Origin of the sequence: Halalkalibacter okhensis (assembly GCF_000787375.1) — a bacterium.
Lineage (GTDB): Bacteria > Bacillota > Bacilli > Bacillales > Bacillaceae_D > Halalkalibacter > Halalkalibacter okhensis.
In genome coordinates, this window is record NZ_JRJU01000091.1 from 1 (window position 1) to 921 (window position 921).

At 49.3% G+C, this 921-nt stretch carries 9 tRNA genes; all 9 read right to left on the bottom strand.

Annotated features, from left to right (window positions below):
- Window positions 1–68: 68 nt before the first annotated feature.
- The 9 genes from LQ50_RS24085 to LQ50_RS24125 all read right to left on the bottom strand — a co-directional run bounded on the left by LQ50_RS24085 (window position 69) and on the right by LQ50_RS24125 (window position 910).
- A tRNA-Ala gene (locus LQ50_RS24085) sits at window positions 69–144 on the bottom strand.
- A 7-nt stretch (window positions 145–151) separates the two neighbouring features.
- A tRNA-Pro gene (locus LQ50_RS24090) sits at window positions 152–228 on the bottom strand.
- Window positions 229–265: 37 nt separating this feature from the next.
- A tRNA-Arg gene (locus LQ50_RS24095) sits at window positions 266–342 on the bottom strand.
- A gap of 9 nt (window positions 343–351) precedes the next feature.
- A tRNA-Leu gene (locus LQ50_RS24100) sits at window positions 352–440 on the bottom strand.
- A gap of 30 nt (window positions 441–470) precedes the next feature.
- Window positions 471–542, bottom strand: a tRNA-Gly gene (locus tag LQ50_RS24105).
- A gap of 6 nt (window positions 543–548) precedes the next feature.
- A tRNA-Leu gene (locus LQ50_RS24110) sits at window positions 549–630 on the bottom strand.
- 31 nt (window positions 631–661) lie between these two features.
- Window positions 662–737: transfer RNA gene (locus tag LQ50_RS24115), tRNA-Lys, on the bottom strand.
- 21 nt (window positions 738–758) lie between these two features.
- Window positions 759–831 (bottom strand) — tRNA-Thr (locus tag LQ50_RS24120).
- Window positions 832–834: 3 nt separating this feature from the next.
- Window positions 835–910: transfer RNA gene (locus LQ50_RS24125), tRNA-Val, on the bottom strand.
- Window positions 911–921 lie beyond the last annotated feature (11 nt).

Consider the following 921-nt stretch of genomic DNA (forward strand, 5'->3'; position numbering starts at 1 on the left):
CTAATGTGTCGTAATTTGACGACTTTCATATCTTATCAAACCAATGTCAGTTTGTCAAGAAAGAATTTTGGTGGAGCCTAGCGGGATCGAACCGCTGACCTCCTGCGTGCAAGGCAGGCGCTCTCCCAGCTGAGCTAAGGCCCCGGAATAATGGTCGGGAAGACAGGATTTGAACCTGCGACCCCCTGGTCCCAAACCAGGTGCTCTACCAAGCTGAGCCACTTCCCGTTATATCTGATCTAACGATCTGTTTTATGATAAAAAATGGCGCGCCCTGAGAGATTCGAACTCCCGACCTTTTGATTCGTAGTCAAACACTCTATCCAGCTGAGCTAAGGGCGCTTATTAATTTGGTGCCGAGGGCCGGACTTGAACCGGCACGGTAGTCACCTACCGCAGGATTTTAAGTCCTGTGTGTCTGCCAATTCCACCACCCCGGCAGGACTTATAAAAAGCATATGTTATTAAAGAGCGGAAGACGAGATTCGAACTCGCGACCCCCACCTTGGCAAGGTGGTGTTCTACCACTGAACTACTTCCGCAAATAATGCGGGTGAAGGGAGTCGAACCCCCACGTCATAAGACACTAGATCCTAAGTCTAGCGCGTCTGCCAATTCCGCCACACCCGCATAATTGATGTTTTTGTAAAAACATCTTAAATGGTGAGCCATGAAGGACTCGAACCTTCGACCCTCTGATTAAAAGTCAGATGCTCTACCAACTGAGCTAATGGCTCTCAACATTATGATTAAAACGATGCCGGCCAGAGGACTTGAACCCCCAACCTACTGATTACAAGTCAGTTGCTCTACCAATTGAGCTAGGCCGGCATATGGTGGAGGATGACGGGATCGAACCGCCGACCCCCTGCTTGTAAGGCAGGTGCTCTCCCAGCTGAGCTAATCCTCCATAATTAATAA